The sequence below is a fragment of the Paenibacillus sp. 8b26 genome, assembly GCF_050626875.1.
Taxonomy (GTDB): domain Bacteria; phylum Bacillota; class Bacilli; order Paenibacillales; family Paenibacillaceae; genus Paenibacillus.
This window is the reverse complement of record NZ_CP192445.1, coordinates 143,492-161,347: the sequence shown is the minus strand read 5'-3', so window position 1 is coordinate 161,347 and position 17,856 is coordinate 143,492. Positions and strand designations below refer to the sequence as shown.

16 protein-coding genes are annotated in these 17,856 nt (G+C 37.3%); 2 read left to right on the top strand and 14 right to left on the bottom strand.

Annotated features, from left to right (window positions below; genetic code table 11):
- The first annotated feature begins 381 nt into the window (after positions 1 to 381).
- Positions 382 to 1,050 carry an ArsR/SmtB family transcription factor gene (locus ACQ4MX_RS00635; protein ID WP_023988726.1) on the top strand — a complete coding sequence of 223 codons (669 nt, stop codon included), beginning with the start codon at positions 382 to 384 and terminating at the stop codon, positions 1,048 to 1,050.
- A gap of 149 nt (positions 1,051 to 1,199) precedes the next feature.
- The gene (locus tag ACQ4MX_RS00630; RefSeq protein ID WP_431088757.1) at positions 1,200 to 2,168 is read left to right on the top strand and encodes a LacI family DNA-binding transcriptional regulator; all 969 of its coding nucleotides are present in this window, start codon (positions 1,200 to 1,202) and stop codon (positions 2,166 to 2,168) included.
- Positions 2,169 to 2,296: 128 nt separating this feature from the next.
- On the opposite strand, the gene ACQ4MX_RS00625 is transcribed toward ACQ4MX_RS00630, so the two are convergent.
- From ACQ4MX_RS00625 to ACQ4MX_RS00560, 14 genes are all read right to left on the bottom strand, one after another.
- The gene (locus ACQ4MX_RS00625) at positions 2,297 to 3,259 is read right to left on the bottom strand and encodes a zinc-binding dehydrogenase (RefSeq protein WP_431088756.1); all 963 of its coding nucleotides are present in this window, start codon (positions 3,257 to 3,259) and stop codon (positions 2,297 to 2,299) included.
- A 418-nt stretch (positions 3,260 to 3,677) separates the two neighbouring features.
- Positions 3,678 to 4,007 (bottom strand): thioredoxin family protein, encoded by a 330-nt coding sequence (locus tag ACQ4MX_RS00620; protein WP_190299327.1) that lies wholly within the window; start codon positions 4,005 to 4,007, stop codon positions 3,678 to 3,680.
- A 574-nt stretch (positions 4,008 to 4,581) separates the two neighbouring features.
- Positions 4,582 to 5,247: an ArsR/SmtB family transcription factor gene (locus tag ACQ4MX_RS00615; RefSeq protein WP_431088755.1), complete on the bottom strand. Its 666-nt coding sequence runs from the start codon at positions 5,245 to 5,247 to the stop codon at positions 4,582 to 4,584.
- A gap of 245 nt (positions 5,248 to 5,492) precedes the next feature.
- On the bottom strand, positions 5,493 to 5,810 hold the full coding sequence (gene trxA, locus ACQ4MX_RS00610) for a thioredoxin (RefSeq protein ID WP_431088754.1): 318 nt from the start codon (positions 5,808 to 5,810) through the stop codon (positions 5,493 to 5,495).
- A 2,251-nt stretch (positions 5,811 to 8,061) separates the two neighbouring features.
- Positions 8,062 to 9,036, bottom strand: a complete 975-nt coding sequence (locus tag ACQ4MX_RS00605; RefSeq protein WP_431088753.1) for a cation diffusion facilitator family transporter — start codon at positions 9,034 to 9,036, stop codon at positions 8,062 to 8,064.
- A 517-nt stretch (positions 9,037 to 9,553) separates the two neighbouring features.
- Entirely contained in the window at positions 9,554 to 10,225 is a 672-nt protein-coding gene (locus ACQ4MX_RS00600; RefSeq protein ID WP_431088752.1) for a class I SAM-dependent methyltransferase, read from the bottom strand.
- 313 nt (positions 10,226 to 10,538) lie between these two features.
- Positions 10,539 to 10,727 carry a DUF6250 domain-containing protein gene (locus ACQ4MX_RS00595; RefSeq protein WP_431088751.1) on the bottom strand — a complete coding sequence of 63 codons (189 nt, stop codon included), beginning with the start codon at positions 10,725 to 10,727 and terminating at the stop codon, positions 10,539 to 10,541.
- A 37-nt stretch (positions 10,728 to 10,764) separates the two neighbouring features.
- Positions 10,765 to 11,238 carry a PTS sugar transporter subunit IIA gene (locus tag ACQ4MX_RS00590; RefSeq protein WP_023988785.1) on the bottom strand — a complete coding sequence of 158 codons (474 nt, stop codon included), beginning with the start codon at positions 11,236 to 11,238 and terminating at the stop codon, positions 10,765 to 10,767.
- 45 nt (positions 11,239 to 11,283) lie between these two features.
- The gene (locus ACQ4MX_RS00585; protein ID WP_053325503.1) at positions 11,284 to 13,344 is read right to left on the bottom strand and encodes a BglG family transcription antiterminator; all 2,061 of its coding nucleotides are present in this window, start codon (positions 13,342 to 13,344) and stop codon (positions 11,284 to 11,286) included.
- Positions 13,345 to 13,505: 161 nt separating this feature from the next.
- A complete protein-coding gene (gene hxlB / locus ACQ4MX_RS00580; protein WP_025722481.1) occupies positions 13,506 to 14,069 on the bottom strand; it encodes a 6-phospho-3-hexuloisomerase in 564 nt (187 codons plus the stop codon).
- Positions 14,070 to 14,079: 10 nt separating this feature from the next.
- Positions 14,080 to 15,132, bottom strand: coding sequence for a galactitol-1-phosphate 5-dehydrogenase (locus ACQ4MX_RS00575; protein WP_023988788.1), 1,053 nt, complete (start codon positions 15,130 to 15,132; stop codon positions 14,080 to 14,082).
- Positions 15,129 to 15,794 carry a ribulose-phosphate 3-epimerase gene (gene rpe / locus ACQ4MX_RS00570; protein ID WP_053325504.1) on the bottom strand — a complete coding sequence of 222 codons (666 nt, stop codon included), beginning with the start codon at positions 15,792 to 15,794 and terminating at the stop codon, positions 15,129 to 15,131. Before rpe ends, ACQ4MX_RS00575 begins: the two co-directional genes overlap by 4 nt.
- A 22-nt stretch (positions 15,795 to 15,816) precedes the next feature.
- Positions 15,817 to 17,070, bottom strand: coding sequence for a PTS transporter subunit IIC (locus tag ACQ4MX_RS00565; RefSeq protein ID WP_023988790.1), 1,254 nt, complete (start codon positions 17,068 to 17,070; stop codon positions 15,817 to 15,819).
- A 14-nt stretch (positions 17,071 to 17,084) separates the two neighbouring features.
- Positions 17,085 to 17,387, bottom strand: a complete 303-nt coding sequence (locus tag ACQ4MX_RS00560) for a PTS sugar transporter subunit IIB (RefSeq protein ID WP_049828419.1) — start codon at positions 17,385 to 17,387, stop codon at positions 17,085 to 17,087.
- Positions 17,388 to 17,856: the final 469 nt, after the last annotated feature.

The window sequence follows — 17,856 nt, the reverse complement described above, 5'->3', positions numbered from 1 at the left end:
TAATGAAAAAAGCTGACAGAGCGCAATGGCAGTGTCAACTTTTTTTGTGAGAGTTTATGTTTCATATGCGTTGTATGTTGGAGTAAACCAGAATTTAAGGCTTTCTTTTTAACTTTCTAAATAGGGTATTCTTATAAATTTTATCAAGTTATATCCTTTTGACTTGACTCCACTCGGGTTGTTCATGTTAAAATTTTAATATTCAATTGAATGAACAAGAGCCGATTTCATGAGTAAAGTCAATTTTTGAGTATATAATTTCCTCATTATGATTCTTCAGTTATGGATTATAGTTTAAGGTGTATTCTAAGGCTTCTCCTATGCATGATTGGAATTGGGGATTCCCGTTTTATAATACGACAAGAATAGAGGTTGAGAATAATGGAAGATATGCTGAACTCTGCGAAAATCTTTAAGGAAGATCTCTATAAACAATTGGCTAGAATCGGAAAATGTTTATCCAGTGATAAGCGTCTTGAGATCTTAAATGTGCTATCCAATGGTTCTAGAACCGTAGAAAAAATAGCTACCTGCACAGACATGAATATTGCGAATGTATCTCGCCACCTTCAAGTTCTGCTCGATGCAAAACTGGTTAAATTCACAAAAAAAGGAGTATATGTGATCTATTCTTTGGCTGATCCAGAAATCATCGAATTTCTTTCCTCTTTATGGCGAATCAGTGAAAAACAACTTCCTGACATTAGTAGAATGAAAGACGATTTCCTAAACAATCTTGATGACGTTCAAACGCTTACGATGGATGAGGTTAGGGAGAAGATTAATAATGATTCAATAATTTTGGTGGATTTACGTCCTAAAGAAGAGTATGACATGGATCATATTGCGGGAGCAATTTCAGTGCCGATGGAAGAATTAGATGCACTAATAAGAGAGATACCGAAAAACACAGAAATCATCGCATATTGTAGAGGTCCACTGTGTGTCTACTCAGCTCTGGCGACGCAGAAATTACAATCTGAAGGCTTTACGGCTTTTCGCATGGAAGAGGGCTTGAATGAGTGGCAAGAACATTTTCAGTTACATTAAGCTGACTTCTAAGAACAGACGAATAACAATTAATTTCTCCAATTCTTAACTAAAAGACTTCAAGGCCAATATTATTAGGCTCTGAAGTCCTTTTTAGTTAAGACAAACTTAGGAAACATGATATGATTTCTCTTAAGAGGTGGTTAGAAGTGGCGAATATTCAAGAAATTGCTCGCTTAGCGGGAGTATCCACAGCAACTGTATCACGAGTAATTAATAAACACGGCTACGTAAGTGATTTAACCAGACAAAAAGTTTTAGAAATTATCGAGGAGCTTGATTATGTCCCCAATGCTAATGCGATCTCTCTAAAAAAAGGTAAAACTCGTCAGATTGGAATAATGACGGTCTCCTTTAGTCCCATTATTATTAATTTTGTTCGTGCATTCACTCTTTATGCTGAGAAAAACGGATTTATCGTCACTCTTTTTATCACGAATGGAGAACCTGAAAAGGAGCTTATTGCCCTGGAAATGCTAAAACGGAAGCAATTAGATGCTATCGTGTGTTTGATACGGTCCAATGAATGGGATGTCATTGAATCCTATGCCCGGTATGGCCCCATTGTTATATGGCAACGTCTTCAAAACGAGAATCTTCCTTCTGTCTTTATGGATCAATTTCATGCCTATTCGACAGGTCTTGAATATCTTCATTCCAAAGGTTACCGAAAAATACTTAGCATATATCCGATGTCCAAAGGACTGAATACAAAGGAACGCATTCGTGCCCATACAGAATTCGTTAAGAAACACAATCTCATGGCGTATCCATTTCCTCATTTCGAAGATAAAACTTTAGTTCGTGATGGGGAGGAGCTTGCTAAATGGTGGGTATCGCAGGAAGACCGACCTGATGCTATTTTTTGTGCCAATGATGAAGTGGCAGCTGGTCTTATGACAGCCCTGCGTCGATTGGGATTTTCCATTCCGGGAGATTTGGGGATTATGGGCTTCGATAATACAGAGGTGGCTCACTTGCTCGATTTGACAACGATTGACTATCCTATCGACAAGCAAGCTGAGAATGCATTTCTTATTTTGCAAAATAAGTTAAATAACACCAAAAACAGGCTAAACACTTTAACATACAAGTTAGTTGAGCGAAGTTCGACATAACGCAGTATCTTTAGTATTACTGGCATATGGTAAATCCTACAGTACATTAAAAAAACCACTTGTCCAAATTGAACAAGTGGTTCTATTAACCCGTGAGTCGTAGGCTACCCATCCATGTAATTATATCATCACTCAGAAATATTCAGGACAGCACGGAATCGAGTCGATGCTGACATCATTTTATCGTATGCTTCGCTAGCACGATCTAATGGATATGACTCAATCATGGGGCGAATATCCGTCAGCACACTGAAATTAATCGTCGCTTGGATTTCTTCCGCTCCGCCTGTTAACGTACCTTTGACCGTGTTAGATCCTTTCAAAAAGTCCATCGCTGACAATTCTAGTGGATCAGTGGAAGTTGCCACAATGATGAGCTCGCTGTCTTGACCCAACCCATTGATCAGAGAGGAAACGGCCTTCGCGTTAGGTGCAGTTGCCAGGATGACTTTAGCACCGCCTAATGCTTGTAATGCCTCAGCCGGATCTTCTTTGGCCGAATCAATGTAGTGATGGGCTCCAAGTTCACGTACGAGAGCTTCTTTATCATTTCCTCGTGAAATAGCCACGGTGCGATATCCGGCTTTGCTTGCAAACTGCACGGCAAGATGTCCCAGTCCACCAATCCCCTGAATCGCTACTAGATCACCAGGGCGAGCCTTACTATTTTTGATGGCACTAAAGGTCGTTTCTCCAGCACACATTAGTGGAGCAGCTTCCATTGCCGAAATTTCATTTGGAATACTGGACAAACTATCCTCATAAGCAACCGTGTATTCAGCATATCCACCGTCCATTGTTAATCCGGTCACATGGCTATGTCCCCCATGCCATCCAATGCCGACACGTTCTCCAATTTTCCATTTTGACGAGCCTGATCCAAGCTCATCAACGATTCCTATCACTTCATGTCCAGGAATGCGGGGATATGCTGACGCCGCACCGCCCATGGCCATTGAATCTCCATTACATACGCCGCAAGCTTCAACGCGGAGCAATACTTGCCCTTCTGCCGGCTGCGGAACCGGTACCTCAACTAACTGCATTTTTTCTCCTGCAGCTGGAATTTGCATGGCTTTCATTTTCTTCATGAATAAACCTCCTTAGTTTTAAAATAGTGGTATTCCATTAGTATAATTTAAACGGGTCAAACATTCAATTAATTAATTGTATATTCGAATTGATTATTTTCATTACGGATGAATAGATTCGTTGTAACTTCTTGTTAGTTTTTGGATGTTCCATTCCCAGATACAGGTATAGGTGCTTAATGTGAAAAATTTTGAAGTGAAATACGCTCTTTGGATATAGCCGTATCGGCATCCGCAGAACAATCTTTATAAAAAATAGTCCTTACTTTTTTTGCTGATGGGCATCAGATTCTTTGTTCCGTAAGTAAATTGACAGCTCGCAGGTCACTTAAACCAACACCAATAATAATCACGGGATTCTTCATTCTTTTCTCCATCGTATTAAATAGTTTATTTCATGTTGATATTACCTTAGAATTTATACCGCATTGTACAACTGTTCTAATCGTGCTTCAAATTGTTCAAACTGAACAAACCGTCCTTCACGAAGATATTCCTTTTGATCAAAAAATAAGATGATCGTGGGAACTGTAAAAATCAATAATTTGCCTGCAACCGCCTCTACCTGACTAGCATCTATATGCGCAAGTTTTATTTCTGGATAGTTGTTGAGTAATTCTTTTAGTTTGGGATAAATTGCATGACATACATTACAATCCTCTTGGGATACATATAGCATACTTAATCGGTTATCTTGGATAAACGAATCTATTTCATTCTCTGAAGTTATTTCTTGGACATTTATCATTAATCTCCCGCCTTACTGTATGTTATTCGGAACTGAATAGCTACAGATCCAATAATATTCAATGCAATATTGTTCTAATTTACTTTTCTAACTCCATTCATTTAATTGAGGAACTCGACCTACTAATAAATACAAATCATGAAATCCCTATTTTCGTAAAAAACGTACCGCTTTTTTTCCTTTAAAATATTGATCGGTCAATATAATTACACTATCTATCTGTGGGAGACTTATCTTTTCTCCAAACAAAAGACAATCGCCCTAGAGATATTGATGGATTCTGGAACTTGCTCTTTTTCAAAATCGGAATTATCTCTTATGTCAAGCCATTTAATATGATCAGGCACCTGGATTGGGTTTGATTTTAAAGATAAAATCTTACACCGCGAAAGAAGCAGAAATGTTGAATTAGCCAGTAAATTTAACAAAAAAACTATTTTTCAGGGATTCCATAAGATCAATTGTACAGTTGAATTTAATGATTAATTTTCAGTATGATCAACTCTCTAAATCGAACTTTAAATGTTAAAAGTACTATATTTTCCAATTTCATCTTTTATTAAAATTTCATTCCTCATTCTCCATCGTAAGCATTCCACTCTCTGGCTCCTTCTTCTATTCGATACGCTGTGAAGCCCTGTTTTTGAATATAATCAACAGCTTGAGATGCAAGAGAACAATAAGGGCCACGACAGTATGCAGCAAGTTCTACATCAGCTTTATTTAATGTTTTTAGGTATTCTTCCAACTGCTCTAAAGGTACAGATATAGCACCTGGGATATGAGATGTGTTATACTCCTCAACTGGTCGAAGATCTATGAGAACCATGCTATCCTGCTTCATTTTTGCCAATAGGTCATTTTTTGTGATACTTTGAACACCTACATATTGCCTTTTCAACTCATCTTTAATCTGTTTTATGTCAGAGAGTCTGTCCTCACACAAATTCCATAAAGAGGACAAAAAATGAGTTACAGATGAATCACTAATATTATATATGACGAAAGTACCTTTCTTTTGAAATCTAACCAATTTCGCTTCCAGCAAAATTTGTAAGTGACGGGATACATTCGCAACACTCATACCAGTTTGTGTAGCCAAACTTTCAACAGATTTTGGTCCGTTTGATAAGAGATCCATAACCTCAAGTCTTTTGTCACTGGATAAACATTTCCCAATTCGAGCAAATTGCTGATATAAACGTTCTTTAATATCCGATTCAGGACATCTACTTTCCATTTGGAACCTCCTCTTTGTTGCAATACCTTGGATTTTCGGGTTATGCCTTCCTGCATTCGAATTACTCACTAGTATGTCCAAGTATAAAATAGCAATCCAACATTTACTTTCAGTTCATTTTGATTCTAACTCAAAAATTCACTTAATAAATTGAAAAAAACGACGGTTCAGAAAAATCCAAATCCGTCGCTCTCTTCACATGTATTTCAATGATTATTACAAAAATGGATTTGTTGAATACTCTGTTAATTAAGCAATCCTAGAATTTTTTCTCTAAGAGCTTGCTTTTGCTCGATCCCCACCATTGTTTCAGCCAGTTTACCATCTTTAAATAAGAGTAGCATTGGAATACTTCTAACTCCAAATTGTGAAGCCAATTCGATTTCCTCATCAACGTTGACTTTGGCTATTGTTGCTTGTCCGGCTAAATCATCAGCTAGCTCGTTCACGATTGGAAGTTGCACTTGACAAGGTGGACACCACGGTGCCCAAAAATCGACTAGTGTCACTCCGGTTTTAATGTTCGATTCAAAATTCTGTTTTGTTAAAGATACTGCTCCCATAAATAGAATCCTCCTCAATTAATTTGTCAATTATTCAATCGATTAATTGAATTATACTTTTGAAATTGAATTTAGTCAACGTTTTTATATCTAATCTTTATATCTCAGAATAGAACTTAAGTTCAATTTACAGCACCTGTATTACTTTCCCGTTTAAACTACTAAGTCTATTTTGTTCTTAAACCAAAAATCCGAAGACCTTTTGATTTATATCAACGGCTAAAGATTCAACTTATTTAAGATTTTAATTAACTAGGGCGTGTCTTCAAACTAAAGTAATCCACACCATATTGCTGCCAAGATTAAATAAAGCCCATATGGAAAAAAAAGATAATAACCGCCCTATTCCACAGCCAAGGAAAACGGAGCTACTGGCTTTGGTTTATCTGGTATACCCAGACTTTTAGGATCCAGATGAAGTGATCAAACTCCCTAATCTTCGCCTGGATTCTGAGAAATGGGTTCGTATTCATTTCTCAGAGGACAAAGAAACGATACCCGAGTTAGTAATTGGATTTATTGCTAAGCTTTACGATAGCCCGCTTCGTCCCTTTTTACTTAGCAATACTGGCGAAACGTTGTTTCTGTATTGTTGTAGATCTGATTTAATCTTTTGCATACGAGGTTAACTTCTCCTGCAGGTCTAAACTATGGTGACTACCTGTAGAAACAGGCTCTTGAGCAGCAATTTAGCCTGCTTCTAGCGGTAATTTTTGTTATAACTTCTTTGTCTTAGCCTCCAATTTAAACATTTTTCCGCTCGTGAAATAAGAAAAATCACAGAATCAAATCCCAAACTGGGAACTCATCTGTGATTTTGCTTTTCTTGAAAATTTCGCTTTGGCATGTCCATTTTATTCATATAGAACCATATTTCAATTACGCTGAAATGAATCCACCCACTGGTCTTATCATCTTTCAATCTGTTACTTTTTCAATATCCTTATGTTGTTTTGAATAATAAGTCTCTAAGCACCACTTAATTTTAGGCTCTCTATTCTTCTCATGAATTTTTATTAGTTGGTTTAAAACAAAAATCATTTGTACAAAATTTTCACAAAAAAAGTTAAGCTGTCGTTTATAAAAATTAATATCCTTTTGAAGGATGGCGATCCTGTTGGTTCCTCTCATATACATCAAGAAGCTGAATATGTAAATTATATATATCTTTATAATTAATCTTAATCTCCTCCCTTTTCATTTTCGTCATCATTATACCCGTATATCAAACGAAATGCACAATTTACATATCTAATATTTCTCATAAATTAATAAACAAAGTAAAAAAACTGATGGACACTTTTTCATCCCAGCTTAACAAATACAATCTAAAAATAGGCTTGTTAATTATCTAAATATCTCCGAAAGCTAAAGACAAACTTTTCCTGAGTATCGATGGATGTAGCTTCCAAATTGCAGAAAGAGATTTGAATGAGGGCAACATTCCCCCAAAAACGGTTCACAATTTCACCAACCATCCATAACGTAAAACAGCCCCGAATTAGGAGTTTCCTGTAAACCCTCGCTTATATAGTTGTGAAAGCTCAGACAGGAAAAATGGATACGATGAGATGAGACGAAAAAAGCAGCCCATCCTCTACCCGAGGATGGGCTGCTTTTGCTCTATTAGCTTTGCCTCCGTTTCGCGTTTACAACGAACTTGGTGAGGTAGGCTTGTAATCGCATGCGAAAGAGACCCTAGTACCCGGCTGAATCCATACCGAAATCTCTTCATCTCCACGTTTTTGTGTTCAATGATCGATCTGCGCTTGATCCATTTCTTGAACGTATCTCTAAGGTCAAACTCGATCTGTCAGCGGATCCTCCGGATTAATCCCGATGCCAGATCCACTTTGGCTTCCTAATTCATTCGGTTATCCAAGAGATTGTATAGGATCTGCAAAAAGAGCAAGCGAAACAGCAGCTCCGGCTTGTTTACCGGCGTGCCGTATAATACTCGCAGTAGTATGGGTTATAACATCCTTTGAGACTTAGTTTTTATAACAATCCAGTTGGATAAAAGTACTTTTTCTATTACACTGAGATACTATTTTAGTAAGAATTAGTTCCGAACTTGAATGTAGGCCAGACACCTTTTATTAAAAACTCATTATACAAGTCATCTTGATTTGATTGACTTTGTTTCCATAAGTAGCAGAACAGCCTCATCACACTATGGAGTGGAGAGGCCGCTTGTGGGGGAATAAATTCATTTCGTCTACAGCGGTTGATGTTGACGATTCCGTGTCCATCAATGGTGATGATGAGCATGCGCATCCGTCACATCGGCTTTGACGGTACATAAAATCGAGCTATCGTAAGCATGCCGTTCGGACATAACTTGTAAGGTCACGTGCCAGATTTCTTTGTGTTCCAGCATGTGTTTGATTTTTTTTAGAATCACTTCGGTTTCATAGATCGATTTTTCTCCGTTAACGACAACATGAGCAGTAAGAGCGTTCATGCTGCTTGTAATGGACCAAATGTGTACATCATGGACTCCCTTAACACCATCTACCCTTCGGATCGAATTGACAATTTCGTTCATATCAACATTTTCGGGCGTCCCTTCCATCAAAACATGCAAGGACGATTTTGTGACAAAGTAACCGCTACGTAAAACAAGTCCCGCGACAACGACACTAGCAAGCGGATCTGCCCAGCCCAAGCCAAAAAACATCATCATAAGAGCTGCGGCAATGGCGCCAACTGACCCCAGCATATCACTGAGTACGTGCAAATAGGCACTGCGCATATTCAGGTTTTCCTTGGTGTCACTTCCACGCATCATAATCCACGCAACCAACAGATTTATAAGCAATCCGATGGTACTGATAATCAACATGCCAAATGTGGCTACTTCCGGAGGATTCATAAACCGCTCAATCGCCTCGTAAAAAATGTAAAGTGAAATGCCGATCAACGTAACACCGTTAAGGGCTGCAGCTAAAATTTCAAATCTCCTGTAGCCGTATGTTTTCCCTGTGTTTACAGCTTTGGAGCCAAATGTGAATGCAAGCAAAGCCACCCCTAAAGCGATGGAATCGGACAACATATGACCCGCATCGGAAAGCAGAGCCAAACTGTTGGTAATCACACCTCCAACCGCTTCGATAATCATATACACCGTAATAATGATGAATGAAATCAGGAGTACTTTTTTATTGTTGGTATGTACATGCTTATGGTTATGTCCATGGTCATGACCATGATTGTTTACGGACACCGTTATCCTCTCCTTAAACTAATTGAATGGTTTGTCATAATACCTTTCCACTGTTTCGATCGACTTTTCATTCCCTCTCTATACAGTTTGAAAGAAACGAATTGAATTTATATAAACATATGATCAACTGTTCATGTGTTTTGATTAGCCTTATTATATTTGTTCCCGATATAGGTGTCAACCCTCATTCTTGATTGAACAAAATCTAAGCCTAAGGTGGAAATTATATGGGACAAACACGCAGAAATATGCCGAACTGCATCGGAGCGGGGCAAGGTATCGCTCTCATAGGTAACCCCTTCAGATCTCGTTGGCAAGTTCTTTACCGTCACCAACCGAGGTAAAGAACTTTCAACGAAAATGACTGACTGAAGGTAAGAATATAAATAATCACTTTACAAATGAAAACTTTTATATCGCAAATAAAAGAAAAAATTATTCGCGAAGTACCAAAGATTGTGCAACCAAGCCTATACAAATAGAGTGGTTACAGTAAGTCAATTTACACTTAGCCTGATTATTTTCTGATTTTGCTGATGAAAAACGGATATTCAAGGAACACTTCGTATACAGTTTTTTGCACAATATGATACTTAGTATTACTTATGTATTCCTCTAACATTTCAACGGGTGTATATTTTAAACTTGCCATAAACATCAAATATCCCCCATGCTTGATTAAACTAAGACACGAATCTAAGCATTTTTTGAAGTCCCCTGTTTCATTAATAGCGGACCCAATTAGGGTTACAATATCAAAGGCTTCTTGAGGCAAATCGGAATCGAATATGCTCCTGCATAAAACCTTTGACGGATTCGGATGCCGCTCCCTCTGTTGTCTATACTTAAATATCTCGCAAATACTTTCGTCAATATCAATGCTGGTTAAACCACCTCTTTCCTTAAGCCAATATCCAAGGTAATCGTCCCAATCCCCAGTTCCGATACCAACATTACATACTTGGATTTCATCAAAAATATCGAATGTCTTCTTTACGTAATCCCTTGTCACCAACTGTGTGTGAATGCACTGTGGAGAGGAGTTCCATTCTCCCGCATTCGGACCTTTTAGTTCCAGATAATATTGCAGTAATTTCTCATCATCCTTATTCATTGATAATGCCCCCATCATTAAGTTATGTTTGGTTTGTTCAATTCGATTAAATACAAACAAAAATTGCTCTTCCAACTTTATGCCTTTCCCAACTTGATATTTTGCTTACAATGTATTCTTCACCCCATTTCTGCAAATTTCCTGCTTAAGCTTGGATTTTATAAGGTAGTTTTGATTGGATACTTTGTGTCGATGTACATTGAACCAAACAGGATTAAGTATTCTATCTCTGAAAATGGACCAAATAATTAAAAAAAGTTTGTGTCGCTGTGCGGCGACACAAACTAAATCCATAGAGATACAAATATCATTATTTAACTTTTCTTAATCATTCATCTTTATGTTTTAGTTTCACTTTAACTTCATTAAAAAAAGCCGTTGTATCCCATCATTTGAGACCAAAGTATCCTTCTTTATAAGTTTGATCTTTTGTGTCGATAACTAATTTATTGTTCAAATAAACCTTAGTGATATTGCCTTGCGCTTCTACTTTGAGATGATAATCTGTATTTGGCTGTAAATCCAGTTTTCCATCATTGTTATATGTCGCAATTTCATATCCGGTCCCATCAACCAATTTAATTAATTTTACAACATTATTTTATGTGTCTCTATTAAAGCAACTTCAAGAGTATTTCCTCGATCTCGGCAGGATTAGTTGCATTTTGAAAACGTTTAACGAATTTTTCTTCTTGAAACAAACTTGTTAAGTTCTTTAAAAATGAGATGTGCATCTTAGGATTTTTTACTACAAGTACCATTACAATTTCTGCGTTGACAGTTACATCAGATCCCCCCATATCCTCGAACTCTATGCTATTATCTAAAACTGCAACGGCAATAGCAGTTTCGTTAACGAATTCTTTATTTGTATGTGGAATTGCTATTCCAATTGTCCCCATGTTGATTCCGGTCGGATATTCGATTTCACGTTGAAGCAAAGATTCTGTATATCCTTTTTTGGCATAATTTTTCTCTTCTATCTTTTTTCCAAAGCTTTTGATAAGCTCTTCCCTCGAATCGTAACGTGCGTGCAGTTGAATTAAATCCTGATCAAACACGAGTCCATTTATCGTTTTTGCGCTCATAATAATTACTCCCTTTTATAAAAATCGGAAAACATAGATATCTTTTTAATAATCCGTACCATATTTTTTGATGATACTATGGATATCCATTGCACTTTGGGCTTGAATGATAGCTTCACAATCATCTTTACTTTCAACAAGTTTCATTAACTGAACCAATGCCCTTAAGTGCTGTTGTTTATCGACAGCGGCTATGATAATAACGATGTTTATCGGCCTATTTCTTGCAAATTCAACGCCTTGCTCTAAACGGAGCAAGCTCATAGCTACTTCGTTTACCCCACTTTCGGGACTATCATGAGGAATTGCCACATTTGGGCTAATAATGATATACGGATCTTCCACATCGTAATGTTGGATCATAGCTTCTACATAAGAAGGTTGGATACTCCCTTGAAGCAGCAGCGGTAGCGCCCCTAATCGTATAGCCTCTTCCCAAGATGATACTGAAGGAAGCAATGTAATATTCTCCGGCGTTATCAGGTCATGCAAATTTGTCTTTTGTAATTCGGGTTGTGATTTGAAAGACAACGAGTGATGGCTTGTAAAGTAGTGTTGTAATTCCTTTGCAAGAAGTTGCCTGTTCTGAACGGTTGCATATTTCTCAACGATCTCCAGAATATTTTTCAAACTTAATTCAGATGGAGTGAATCCATGCAATAATTCCATCACTTGTTTTCGTAGAGAGATCTTTTCTTCCTTTTGTAATATTGGCTTGACTATAAATAGTCGTTTGTTCGTTTGCAGATATACGGAAGAAAAAACAATGTCATATTCCAAATCATACATCTTGAATTCTCTCACAGATAAGGAATCCAAAAAAATGAATTCAGGAAATAAATCATTCAAAGTAATTAGTAAAAGCTTAGAAACGGATACTCCGTTAGCGCAGACCACTACTGCTTTTGTTTTACTCAGAATGCTGTCTCCTTGCTTTGTTAACCAACCGCCTATCAGCATCGTTAAATAAGTGCATTCACTATCTGGAATATCACAGCCAATGTAATCAGCTAAAGGTTTTGCTGACTTTTTTACAAGGTGGTGCAGTTCTATGAATTCACTATTAATTGTTTCTTGTAGTGGATTAGTAATAGTAAGTTTGTATTTAATGCGATAATATGCAGGTTTTATATGCAGCATGATCATATGCAACAACTGCTTTTTGTCTTGTAAGAGGATGCAGGACATTTTCTCGAATCGCTCCAGCATCTTTTTCAATGCCTGATTTAAATCTGATACAATGTCTTCCCCAAGGAGCTCAGATGAGGAAACATTCGTCGTAAGAATTTGCAGTGTGATGAATAATCTTTCCTCGGTCGGGATATGCACCAAATCCGATAGTAGTTCTTGAACCGCTTGGTACTCCTTGGTATCCGATAATTCTTCATAGCTAATATGAGAGGAATTTATTGTTTTCCCAAGTTTGATTCTTCGCAGCAAGATCAGTAGGATATGCGGCAAAGTTTTCATCTTATCATCTGTAAATTTCAAGCTCAGATGGCTTTCAATCTTTTCAAGACGTTCATGAATCTGTTGCACTTCTTTTTCAGTGATCTCTGCTAACTGTTGAACCCATTTTTCCCCATTGTACATGTGATGAATTTTGTTAACGACATCAATCAATAACTTTCTTTTTTGAAATTCAACACCCTCAATTGAGTAACCAGATAACCGGGAATAACGGATACTAAGATCATAAGGTTCGACTAATTCTTGTGCTGCTTTTAGATCATTTAGTATGGTATTCTTGCTTACGTAAATGGAACTGGTAAAATGAAATAAAGATAATTCTTCACTACGACTCAGTAGGATCAGAATAATAAGTTCTACTCGCTCTGCTTCAGAAAAAATATATTTTTTTGTCGAAGGCTTGTTTACTTCATTAGGCACAGCAGAGAAGAGAGTAGCATCAACAATAAAAACACCCTGTTTATTCCGTTCAATTTTTGGTAGGCGTTGGCCCTCTAACCAGTCATTGATTTTTTCAAGGCTGTAACTGATTTGCCTGCGGCTTAAACCATACTTATGTTCCAAGTTCTTACTCTTCACACTTGGATTTGATAACAATTCTTGCAGCAAGCTGCTGCTTCTATCATCAAGCTGCATGGCTCTCTCTCCTCCTTCCTTGTTAATAATAATATTGACAGCTCCAGAGGATTATATAAGAGGCTTCAAGTTTAGGTCGTATTCAAATTACTCAATTTAATCTTTGGTCTTGGAGGCGCTCTGTGAAGAATCGAAATTTTGTTCTGCCTCAAATCAAACGTTTATTCCAAATTAGCATGTCTTAATTTCATGTCATCATAGGTTTCATTAAAATTAGCTACCCATTCCAAAACAATCGCATCATACAAGAGAAGACTTAATTGCTCAAATGCCGATCCCATGGGTTGAATAGAAGATTCCATTAAATCAGTATCCGTTTCTTTATTGTCAACATTAATTAAAAGCATGTAATCAGCTAGTTTCCCCAAAGTCGACTGCGAATTCGTTGTATTAAGAATTACCTTTGCTCCTGATTGCTTTGCTTTTTTTGCATTTACTATTAGACCAGCGGTTTCTCCTGAACCAGAACCAATAAATAAAATATCCTCTGCTTGAATGCTTGGAGTAGTAATATCACCAACAATATAAACCGTTTTACCTAAGTGCAACAGTCGATTAGCGAAAGCACGGATCGCTAAACCTGATCTCCCTGAACCAGCAAGGAAAATCCGCTTTGTATTATACAAGACTTGTAGAATTTGTTCACTTTCACCAACATTCATTAAGGAAATACTTCTTTCTAATTCTTTCATAATGACTTCCATTTGTTTAATTAATTTGTCCATAAGTTCACCTTCAGCTTTCTGGATACATGATTACCTTGCCGATAAGTTCTTTTCTTTCCATTAATCGTTCAAACATTTCTGAACCTTCTTCAAGCGGTATACGATGTGTAATCATTTTTTTAGTATTTAATCTGTTATTGTGCATAAAGTGAACAGTCGTTGCCCATTCCTTACCTGGGAATGGTGCGGATACACAACTCCATGATCCCCACACGGTTAACTCACTTCTTAGGATTTTTTCAAAATAAAATCTTTCCATCGCAACGTCTGCATAAGGGATACCTAGGAACACAACTCCGCCGCCTTTTTTGGCGTAACCAAACACAGTTGCTGCTGTATGGGGCGTTCCAGCTGCTTCAACTACAATATCTGCATTCATGCCATCCGTATATTCAGCGACCTTTGTCAGAACATCTTCATTCAGAGAATTTATCGTATAATCGGCGCCTAATTCCTTCGCAATTTGAAGTTTTTCATCATCAATATCAACCGCAATTACTTTTTTCGCGCCAAATATTTTTGCCCATTGAACAGCAAACAACCCAATGGTTCCCCCTGCTCCAACAATGACCACATCGTCGCCCACCGATAGATTGGTTCGATAATACCCATGTAAAACTACAGTAGAAGGTTCTACCATAGAAGCTGATTCGAAATCCAAATCATCAGGTACTTTAACTAAATTCTTCTCTGGGAGTTTAATGTATTCGGCGAATCCACCAGGTTCCTTAGCACCTATTGCATGCAATGAATTCGCTCTAGCTGGTTGACCTGCTCGATAATAATAATCATCTTCTTCAATTAGTGCTGGACATCCAGCAACATGGTCTCCAACTTTTAGATCTGTTACTTGATCGCCAACTTGTTCTACAACACCTGCAAATTCATGTCCCCATACCTGACCAGGTGTGACTGCACCCAATTTTTTATATCGAGAGATATCAGATCCACAAATGCCACATGCTTTTATTTTTACAATGACATCTTTTCCATCCAGTATTTGAGGTTTTTCCGCTCCTCCAAAACGTATGTCTCTGGCACCATACAGTTTTAATGATTTCATTTTCTCTCATCCTTTCTCTCTCCATGTTCTAGACTTTTCAAATTCTTCACATGTGCTTTGTTATTCGAAAATAAATATGATCCGATGACAACCAAAGATGCTCCAGCTTCGATACATTGACTAGCTATACTCTCATCGACTCCACCATCAACTTCGATCTGAATATCTCGTTGACCTATCATTACTTTCAGTTCTCTTATTCTATCAATCGTTTCTTCCATAAAAACTTGATTAGGTCTTCCTGGATTGATCGACATAACTAGAACATAGTCAATGATGTTTAGAAAAGGTTTCAATAAAAAGGTGTCCGTCCCAGGATTAATGACGATCCCTGCTTTCCTTCCATGTTGCTTAATCTGATCAATGACAAAACGAATATGAGGAGTTGATTCATAGTGAACTGATATCATTTCTGCTCCAGTGTCCAACACACTCGCTATATGCTGCTCTGGGGCTGATACCATCATGTGAACATCTAATTTCATATTCACTTGTTTTTTTATATTTTTAATTTGTTCTGGACCAAATGCGATATGAGGGACGAAATTTCCGTCCATCATATCTACATGAAGTACTTGAAATCCTTCTTCATATAAAACATCGCATTCACTTTTTAAGTTCATTAAATCTGCAGCAAATATTGAAGGTAAAATCAGATTCATTATTTTTCCTCTTCTCTAGTCTTTATTTAACTAAAGTGCTTACCCAATAAATTAATAAGTTCCATATCTCAGAAAAAGTAACATCTGTCCCTAAACCTTTTAACTCGACACCTGCGCTGTTAAGCATCTGTGTTGCACCTGGTGCAACAAATCCTGCCAAATAAAATGTGATAATACAAAATACTACTGTCGACACAATAGAACGGAATAGATTTCCTTTACTTGTTAACGTACACATTACAGAAATATAGGTAACAGACATTAACAGTCCTATTGGAAAGAACTGAACTCCAGGTAAAATGAGTGCCAATAACATAACAATTGGAATAGAAACGACTGTAGTTGTAATAGTAGTCGGATCGCCTAAGCCTAGCGCAATATCCATCCCCACATTTAGATTGGAGTTATTCCCCATGCGTTTAATCATAAAGTCTTTTGCCGATTTCCCAATTGGAGATAGCCCGTCCATCATCACTCCAACAACTTTAGGCATTAATACCATAACTCCAGCTATCCCTGTGGCCATAGTCACTATCTCTGTAACAGGTCTTTTAGTAATTGCCCCTAAAACTAATCCAACAATAAATCCAATAATAACTGGGTCCCCGAGAACGCCTATTTTTTTATTAATTTTACTCAGAGAAAACTCCAATTTATTTAAACCAGGAATGAAATCAATGATTCTATTTACCAGCCAGGCAATCGGATAACCCCAAGCTGAATAAATAATAGTTGTGCAGGTTGTACCTTCTAAACCAAAGTATTCTTGCCATTTTGAAGCAATTAAATCACCAACGAATAGAGCAATAACAGACATCACCAATGTTACTACCAACCCTAACCAGAAACTGTCAAAAAGAAAGTAAGCCAAAGCTCCTGGAATTAGAAAATGCATGTAATTCCATATATCCACATTTAACGTTTTTGTCCATCTAAGTCGAACTAATACTAGATTAATAATTAAACCAAGAGGAATTGCTAATGCTGCAAAAGGAGGCACCCAAGATGCCGCCCCTACAGCTGGCCATCCAATATCTGCAATTGTAAATCCAGAACCGATTTTTGCATAATAATCAACTGCCGGTTTTAGGGAGGAATTGAGCAAGCCAACAACTAATGTTAAACCTAAGAAGCCTACCCCAACTAAAAGGCCTGATTTGATAGCGTTTCCAATTTTCATTCGAAAAACTAGACCTAATACGGTGATTATTATTGGTAAAATAGCTGTTGCTCCCATATCAGTAATAGATTTAATAATATTATGCACAGTATCCATTATGATCTACCACCTTAACTATTTTTTAAATCCAGCAGTTTTTCAGCCAATTGATTTTTCAATTTTTCTTCATTAAGCCCTGTTACAAATCCCATGATGTTCATATATGGCTTTTCATCGGTTTTAAAATTATTAGTTGTCAGAACAATATCGACGTTGTCAATAATATTCGGTAATTCCGCCATACTCGTTTTAATGATATCGTAATGTTCAATTCCTGCTTCTTTTAATACCTCTTTCACTCCATCTGCTGCGATAGTAGAAGTTGCTACTCCGCTTCCACAAGCTACGGCGATTTTAATTTTTGAATTTGACATGTTAATTCCTCCTGGTATGTTAGTTTTCGAAGCTAGTTTTAAATCCATTTCCAATCCCAAAGGGTTGAAAAAATCCTCCTTGCAAATTGTTTTATATTTCCTTTTACTCAGCAGGATTAACTTCTTTCTTGCTGTGGATTCATAATAACATGATGAATTCAATTGTTGTATTCGTTTACATCCCACTTTATAGACAACAGGTTGTACAATATAGTGATGAAAAAAATGATTTTCCCTCGATATTTTTCAGGTTAAAATCCATCTATTCCAATGAATTCAATCGTATCAACGAGTTCCGGGTTGGGTACAACGGTAGACGAGGCTGAGCTGCAACATGTAGACGTGAGAGGTGATGAATTCTGGTACATGACGTCCTATGGAGAGGAACCCACATCTGCCACAACGGAGGAAATGACACTTAGCAGTGCAGATTTGGTATTGCCCGGGTTGATTCCATTTTGTCTCACTC